This window comes from Flammeovirga aprica JL-4, from assembly GCF_012844305.1.
GTDB classification, from domain to species: domain Bacteria; phylum Bacteroidota; class Bacteroidia; order Cytophagales; family Flammeovirgaceae; genus Flammeovirga; species Flammeovirga aprica.
On record NZ_JABANE010000193.1, the window covers coordinates 1 to 7,629 of the forward strand.

9 protein-coding genes are annotated in these 7,629 nt (G+C 31.0%); all 9 read right to left on the bottom strand.

Annotated elements, in window-relative coordinates:
* Positions 1-53 precede the first annotated feature (53 nt).
* Positions 54-566, bottom strand: coding sequence for a hypothetical protein (locus HHU12_RS32295; RefSeq protein ID WP_169660866.1), 513 nt, complete (start codon positions 564-566; stop codon positions 54-56).
* A gap of 330 nt (positions 567-896) precedes the next feature.
* Positions 897-1,655 carry an NYN domain-containing protein gene (locus HHU12_RS32300; RefSeq protein ID WP_169660867.1) on the bottom strand — a complete coding sequence of 253 codons (759 nt, stop codon included), beginning with the start codon at positions 1,653-1,655 and terminating at the stop codon, positions 897-899.
* Between the two features lie 100 nt (positions 1,656-1,755).
* Positions 1,756-2,187, bottom strand: coding sequence for a hypothetical protein (locus tag HHU12_RS32305; RefSeq protein ID WP_169660868.1), 432 nt, complete (start codon positions 2,185-2,187; stop codon positions 1,756-1,758).
* Between the two features lie 85 nt (positions 2,188-2,272).
* Positions 2,273-3,097 carry a hypothetical protein gene (locus HHU12_RS32310; RefSeq protein WP_169660869.1) on the bottom strand — a complete coding sequence of 275 codons (825 nt, stop codon included), beginning with the start codon at positions 3,095-3,097 and terminating at the stop codon, positions 2,273-2,275.
* A gap of 95 nt (positions 3,098-3,192) precedes the next feature.
* Positions 3,193-3,852, bottom strand: a complete 660-nt coding sequence (locus HHU12_RS32315) for a hypothetical protein (protein WP_169660870.1) — start codon at positions 3,850-3,852, stop codon at positions 3,193-3,195.
* Positions 3,853-4,054: 202 nt separating this feature from the next.
* On the bottom strand, positions 4,055-4,390 hold the full coding sequence (locus HHU12_RS32320; RefSeq protein WP_169660871.1) for a hypothetical protein: 336 nt from the start codon (positions 4,388-4,390) through the stop codon (positions 4,055-4,057).
* Positions 4,391-4,492: 102 nt separating this feature from the next.
* Complete coding sequence (locus tag HHU12_RS32325; RefSeq protein ID WP_169660872.1) at positions 4,493-5,089, bottom strand: hypothetical protein; 597 nt, start codon at positions 5,087-5,089, stop codon at positions 4,493-4,495.
* Between the two features lie 127 nt (positions 5,090-5,216).
* On the bottom strand, positions 5,217-6,182 hold the full coding sequence (locus HHU12_RS32330) for a C45 family autoproteolytic acyltransferase/hydolase (RefSeq protein WP_169660873.1): 966 nt from the start codon (positions 6,180-6,182) through the stop codon (positions 5,217-5,219).
* A complete protein-coding gene (locus tag HHU12_RS32335; RefSeq protein ID WP_205960057.1) occupies positions 6,169-7,125 on the bottom strand; it encodes an ATP-grasp domain-containing protein in 957 nt (318 codons plus the stop codon). The genes HHU12_RS32330 and HHU12_RS32335 overlap by 14 nt, the downstream gene beginning before the upstream one ends.
* Positions 7,126-7,629: the final 504 nt, after the last annotated feature.

A 7,629-nucleotide genomic window follows, 5' to 3' on the forward strand; every position in this document is an offset into this window, starting at 1 on the left:
CAAAAACACTCACCAAAAAGAATAAATATCCTGATTTTAGTGAGTGCTAGAGTCTATTTACCAAGACTCCCTAAATATTTTATGTCGCTGTAAGGCTCAATCACTGAAATTAATTTCTCAATTCCTTCATAAAGTTTTTGAAAGTCTTGATCATAATTTTTGTATCCAGATAGAAAATTAACTTCATCTTGTAACCCAACCATTTCTAAACTACGTCCTACACTCCAACTTTCTTTTTGATCAGATTTTGATTTGAAACTAAATTCCGAAAACCAATCATGAAGAATATTATGTCGTAAATACATACTTGGCCTTATTGATACACAACTTGTACCCCTTTCTAGATCAAAACTAATACTAGTTTCAATAGCGATACGATTAAAACCATATTCTGTTTTATACTCAAAGCAATTTCTACTTTCACGCCATTGGTATTTGGCTAGTATAGGAATTTGCTTTAAATCACTAACAATCTTTAAAGTGATACAATCCTCATCAAAACTCCTTTGATCATTTACAACGGATTTACCATTGATTAATCTTGAAAAAAAATCCGTCAATTTCATAAACTATCATCTTCTTGTTGGCTTGTAAATAAGTACTAGGGCAAATGAAAACGAGTATTTCGTAGACCCATAATTGAAATTATGGGCTTTTGGGAAGATAACTCATTTATCAACATGTGATTATAATATTTGGCTTATCCATATTTAAATGGTAATAAAGACTGTAAATCTTTGAGGTATGTCAAGATTATAATGAAAGTTGGAAAATATGATAGCTTCCCATAAGCCCATGACTTTCAGTCATGGTGCACGTAATTATTGTTCCATTTCTTTTGTCACAATACTTCACCTAACTTAATGACTAAAAAATGTTACCACCCTAAAGAGTGACTATGATTTTCTTCCCCTTGTAATATGCTTTTCTTTTATTCTAACATAAATCAATTTACTTCTTCCTTTTGGATTTTCTCGTTGTTCTATTTCGAACTTGTTAATTGATCTAATAAGTGGTGTGAGTTTTTCAAATCCATAATTTCTAGAGTCGAAATTGGGACGTTTTTTCTGGATTAAACTTCCAACGTCTCCAAGGAAAGCCCACCCTTCATCATCCGATAAATCATTGATTGAAGAAGAAATGAGGTGAATCTCTTTGTTTGTAATTCTATCTACTGAAGGTTTGGCTGATTCTTTTGTGTCTGTTTTATCTTCAGATTGTTTCCTCAGAATTTCGATGTAAATAAACTTATCACAAGCGACAATGAATGGATTGGGTGTCTTTTTCTCTCCTATTCCGATAACTAACATTCCTGCTTCTCTCAAACGGGTCGCTAATCGGGTAAAATCACTATCACTAGAAACAAGACAAAAACCTTCAACTTTCTCACTATATAAAATGTCCATTGCATCAATAATCATAGCGGAGTCAGTTGCATTTTTCCCAGTGGTATATCCATACTGTTGAATAGGAGTAATTGCATTCTCTAGAAGCAAGTTTTTCCATTTTGTCAACCCGGGTCTGGTCCAATCACCATAAATTCTCTTAATAGTTGGATTGCCGTATTTGGCTATTTCTTCCATCATCTCCTCTACATTGGCAGATGGTATATTGTCACCGTCAATTAAGACAGCCATATTTATGTTTTCTTTCATCTTATATTTTTAGTTTTAGAGTCATAGTAATGTATTAAGCTACGATCAACGGGTGTGTCACCGATGGATGGAGATGAGCTATTGTTGTAGTTTGTTTTAATTAATCCCTTATTTCAATTTTGCCCGCCCAAAAACATGCAATATCAAAATCTCGATAAGGATCTTCACAGTTTTTACTTATTGACCATTGCCAGTCTACAATATCAGTATTAGTTAATACCTTCATTGTTGAGCCATTTTCAAAATACAAAGTCAGATTTTTTAATCTATCCAATTCTATATTAATAATGTTTTTTCGCATGTTGGCACTCATTAGAGTTGACTTGGGTATATCTTCCTTATCAATGCAATGTTCATAATTTTTATAATTATTTTTTAGCCAATCATCAATTTGAACCATATCTTCAAATTCAATGGCATGAGCTTCTAAATAATAATTGCCTATATACATCCACCATGTATCACCATAACTATATCTTGAAATAAATTGATCTAATAGTTTTTCTTTTATTATGGCTAATTCGTTGTCCATTTTTTATAAATTATAAAGGTATTTTATACGCAATCAAAGATTTTTCTCAATCACCCAATAAACATAACTGAGATTTCTGCGTTTGTTATAAGCTTCTTTTATTTAATTCGTAACATTCTTTTATTTTTCTTATACCTTTCGCAAATTTTGGTTTAATGATTACAACTAAACCTTTATCAGTTATGGTACTAGTATCATAGCTACCTTTATTCCATTTTTGAAATTCTGATGCCTTTACAATTCCTTGTGAAAAAATTTCTTGCTCTTTTAAAAGGTCTTTTATTTTATAAAAAGCATCTACTTTAGGAAAGTAAAAAAACTTAAATTCCGTTACAATATTATTTGGTCTGAAGTCATAAAAACCATTACCATTATAATACATAACTTCAGAGTTAAAATATCTATTTTCTGAATGAATTTCTAAATTTGAATTATTCTTAGTTACTAAATAAATAATACTGTCTTCAGAATATAATCTATTGAACTTTTTAAACTCTTCCAAAGAATCAATTGCTGAGTTTGTCCCATATAAACGCTCTATTGATATCATTTTATAGAGTAAAAATGGCGTATGAGATAGTTTGTGATTTTTTAACGGAGGAATACTATTTAAGAAATTAATATTTTCCTTATCCTTATTTAGAAGAATAAGTAATTCTGATTTTAAAGAAACTAGTCTCTCATCATTTAATATCTTTTTGTCAGAAATTTCAGACAATTGAAGATAGGTATTTTCATATTTCTCCTTCTTTTTTTCTGGGTTCAGTTCATGAATAACAACATCGTAATGAGCATTTATAAACTTTTCAAGATCTAAAAGTGCCGTCTGTTCAATTTGTTCATTTTTATTCTCAGCTGAACAGGAGACTAAGAATATAAATAGCCCCAAAAAGCTAAAATGTAATTTCATCTTGTTAGATATTGTATTTGAAATGAGTTTGATTGTTGCTAATGAAGATATATACTACACTACGACCAGCTGGTGCGTAATCCGGTGGATAGAGATTAGCTGATATTAGCTACTTTTTCAATTTCATTTTTATACCATTTTAAGGTTATTTGAAAATTATCAGTGTTATATAATCCATTCTTTTTTATCCATATTTTTTCATTTTCATCAATTGTAGTTTCTGTCAGTAAATTAAAAATTTTGTTGATTTCATTAGTGATTTTTGGATATACAATAGTTGAATTAACGGTAGCTCTGGATAAATTACTCAATGGAGGTAAATCTAAATTCAGTTTATCAAAACTATACAAGACAATCAAATCTGATAATGAATATAGAAACTGAATACCTCTATCTTCATAGTAATCAAAATATATATTTCTACAATATTCTAGTGAACGCTCAGGTTCTAGAATTTGGCTACAATAAAATTCCAACTTCCACCATTCAAGTATATCATTATCAACCAAGTGTTCTTTTATTAAGTTTATTACTTTGATTTCATTAAACAGAAACATTTCAGATTCTTCTAATATTGCTTCGTAAAATCCACTATACTCCGACTCTATTAGACTTTCATTATCATAAAACCACCTGATAAAACACTCAACATCAAATGATTGAAATAAAAATATTTTAAGTTTAATATTGTTTTTTAGCATCTCTATTCTAGCTAACATAAATGCTAAACCACAACCAGTGAGTGCGTCACCCAATGAATTGAGATTAGTTGATGTTAGCAACTATTTCTATTTAATTTTCTATACAAAAATAACTATTAATTTGCCCTCTTTCTTTATACTCAGAAACTAAGTATATGTTTGAAGGTAAAACTTGTGTTACACTATTTTTTTAAGGAATTCTAAAACATTCGTTCAGAATTACAATTCAATTGAAAACCGTATTCTTTTATACCTTTTAATCATCGTCAAAATTAAAATTAGAGTAAAGGTATTCTAGTAATTGTTTATCTGATAGCTCAATAATTTTATTCACTACCTTTTTGTCTAGCATTCCTCTTACAAACTCAAATGAATATCTTTCGACAATTACAATATGCTCTAATTCATTGTGATATGGTTGATTATAATAACCTTCCTTTGTAGCTAAAAAAAAGAAAAAGGTCATTATACCTTCTTCGTTTCGCTTCTTTAAATCAAATTCAACTGAGATAAAGAATTCATTTTTTGGGCTAAACTCTTCTAGATTTAAACAATCTGAGCTTCCAAAGCTAAATAATTCAAAGTTACTCATTATTGGTTATTTCTTGGACTAAACAGTTTTTGATAAATGACTACATAAAGCATAACGTTCCATGTCATTGCCAGTGACGAAGCAGTCGTAAGTTATGGCCAATCACACCTTGTTTTGTGCTTTTTTTAAATTTACTTCTATTTGCTCAATATCTTCTCTAGCTTCTTTAATTGTTGAGATGTTATTTAAGTCTTTATAGACTTTCAAAGCTTTTGTTTTATGGCCATCTAAAATAAGTTGAATTACTTTATTGGTTATTGCAACATTGCCTAAATCCAAACCGTCTCTTCCAAATTTCCTTAACCCAACATTCGGAAATTTTGGTTGCCAATCTCCCCAATCTAATTCACGAAATCCATCTCCCCATATTTCTTGATCTTTACTACAAACATATTGCCATGTGCTATCGTAAATAAGGAATTCACAATCAATACATTTATTAGGCACGAAAATTTCTATACCAGTTTTTGACACTTTAATCACTTTAGGTTCAGTATTGCCTTCAATACCACAACTACCATAGTCCAACCTTAAGTAATCTTCAGCTAATTCTTCTGCTCTTAAACATTCTCCTTCAAATAGGAATTCACAACTCAAACATTTATTCGGCAAAGCAGAAATAGATCCCATAATTTGCTTCTTCTTTGATGGGCTTCTATCGCCTCGAATTTCACATTTTGGAAATGATTTTCGATACATATTATTAATTCTCTTAATAGCTAAACTACGACCAGCGAGTATGTCACATGATGGATGGAGGTTAGCTATTGTTATGCATAAGTTAGTTTAATAAGGAAAAATTTGTACTAGTAATTGACTATTATTTTTACATATTATTAGCACCTGTTTTTATTAATTCAATCTCTCCTGTTTTGTTGTTAAAAACCATTTGCTGAACAGTGATTCCCATCATTACTTTTTCATCCTTAAGAACATCGAGACATTCATTGGCATTGGTAGGTTTTTTGGCACCTACTAGTTCACACGCCCTATCATATCTTCCGCAAGATGTGGCTTGAAGTTCAGATTCTCCACCATTTCCATTTTCAATTAATTTGTAATCGTTAGTGACGCAGACAATTCCATTATCCGGACCTCTTGTCGCAGACCTTTTTGGTGTTCTTTCAATGACAACCATTTCGGACGATGTTATTCCCGATAATAGTAGGAGACAGTCGCTAGCAATAGTTGTTTTTTCTAATGTCTTTTTTGCCTCGCTGTAGGAGTTAGCTTTGTCTAAGACATCTCGAAGAAGGAATGATACAGGCATTGCAATTTCTGCAGCATCTTTGCTAAGGACAGCGTTCAGTGTTACAGAAAATTTACCAGGCTTTGTGCCCGATAAAGCACCAATGAATCCAACCCATCCAACTGTTTTAAATATGGTTCTACCATTTCGCTGATAGTCGAATATTTTAGATTGACTACTTAAGAGGTTATTGTCAGTCCACCAATCTAAATTCCTTGAGTGAAGGATAGCTCCATCTGTTTCAATGGCAAAGGCCGTGCAACCAAGGTAGAATTTCAATATATCGTAGTATAGATTTGCAATCAAAATCTCGTTGCTGGAAAACTTCGAAATGGAGGATATAAATTCGATTTCTTCCATGAAGTCTGCGGAGATGACAGCTCTTTTATAGTCATCAATGCTCTCAAAGATGAAATCAGCTCCTTCAAAATCATTTAAATAGCACTGAAGTAATTCATCTACTTCACTTTTATAGTCAACAAGGAAGCTCCATCTTTGTTTTGGAGGTAAGTCAAGATTGATTATATGTTCAGTTTGTTTCATTTGTCATTTCTTTTAGATTTTTATAGTACTCATCAGTATTGGCATTATCAGGTAAACCAGAAACCTGACCATCACCGAGTTCCATTATTATCCAGCTTCCATCTTTCTTCTGAGCTATATCCATAGTAAAGAAATTGCTTTCAATATTTTCAGCAATACTCATGAAGTCGTCTAAAACTGGTTGCGTATTTCCATAATCACCTTCATCCCAATAATCAAACACCTTTACAACTTGTTTATTGGCAAAAAATACTCTAAACTCTTTTGTTAGAGGCATTCCACTTTTAGAATGTTCTGTTAGAAACTCTAGCTCTTCAAATTGTCTAAACACTAATCCCTCATTTAAAGAACTACCTCTCAATTCAATGAATTTATCAACAACAGATTTAACTTTCTCAAATTCTGAAGCATTAGGAATAAAGCAGGCATCATCCCAATTATGTTTTTCAGATTTCACAAAGTCCTTTAATATAATTGAGCTATCACCAAAGTCATCTAAAACCTTAAATATTGAATCATTACTTAAATCCGTTGTCCAATTTGATTTTGGAGTTTTAGACTTTATTATATCGTAAGAATTTGGTAGATAGTGGCAATGTATATATTGAGTAGGTGTATTAATTAATTGTATGTTTTTTTTCAATAATCCATCATAAAGGCTTACATACTGTTTCGGGGTTAACATCCATCCACGATATAAAGCATCTATTTTTGTTTCAGATGGTTTTACATACTTCAAAGCTAAAGTGATATTTCCATTAATCAACTCTTCAAAACTAATTAGAGAGAAAGTAAAACCAGCTTTAAGTGCTGATTTTTTCTCTTCTTCATAATCTGAATCAATTATTTTATTGTCAAATACACTGTCACAATATATAATTCTCATTTTTAAATTTGCTTCTTTTACTACAACGACCACATATAAGCGTAGTGCGGGTTTCAACGCACTTTCTTTTCAAGTAACCGCTATCGTTGCTTATTTCACTCTCATTTAAATTACTCACTTTGCCCCGCATTAAGTTTATAATTTGGTGTGTGTAGTTGCTTCATACTAACTATTTAATATCATTTTTAAAGAAAAATCTCAAAGCATCATAAGTTGCAATTAAAGGTAATGAGCCATGTGTTTCTTCTTCATAATATTTTGCTTCAATGCTTAATTTATTTATACTTTGTTTATGAAAGGAATCTTGAAATGTCAACATTGACCTCATATGATAAGAGTCAACTGTAGTATCATTCCTAATTGTATTAATGTCAGTCCCTGGTAACAATCCATTGGCTATAGCAAAATATAGTTTTTTACTACTATAATCTATTTTGCTAAGTATATGACAAAAATTGATTGAACAGCATTTCTAGCTGTTCATAAAATTTATTTTGTAGGCATTGAGAAAGTTTCTCTAAGCCATATTTAAATAAACTTTTGGCTTTCCTTCCATGAGAT

Excerpts from the sequence above, each read along its gene's own strand:
- HHU12_RS32310 (WP_169660869.1), bottom strand. The coding sequence starts at position 3,097 with ATGAAATTACATTTTAGCTTTTTGGGGCTATTTATATTCTTAGTCTCC.
- HHU12_RS32330 (WP_169660873.1), bottom strand. The coding sequence starts at position 6,182 with ATGAAACAAACTGAACATATAATCAATCTTGACTTACCTCCAAAACAA.
- HHU12_RS32325 (WP_169660872.1), bottom strand. The coding sequence starts at position 5,089 with ATGTATCGAAAATCATTTCCAAAATGTGAAATTCGAGGCGATAGAAGC.
- HHU12_RS32295 (WP_169660866.1), bottom strand. The coding sequence starts at position 566 with ATGAAATTGACGGATTTTTTTTCAAGATTAATCAATGGTAAATCCGTT.
- HHU12_RS32305 (WP_169660868.1), bottom strand. The coding sequence starts at position 2,187 with ATGGACAACGAATTAGCCATAATAAAAGAAAAACTATTAGATCAATTT.
- HHU12_RS32320 (WP_169660871.1), bottom strand. The coding sequence starts at position 4,390 with ATGAGTAACTTTGAATTATTTAGCTTTGGAAGCTCAGATTGTTTAAAT.
- HHU12_RS32300 (WP_169660867.1), bottom strand. The coding sequence starts at position 1,655 with ATGAAAGAAAACATAAATATGGCTGTCTTAATTGACGGTGACAATATA.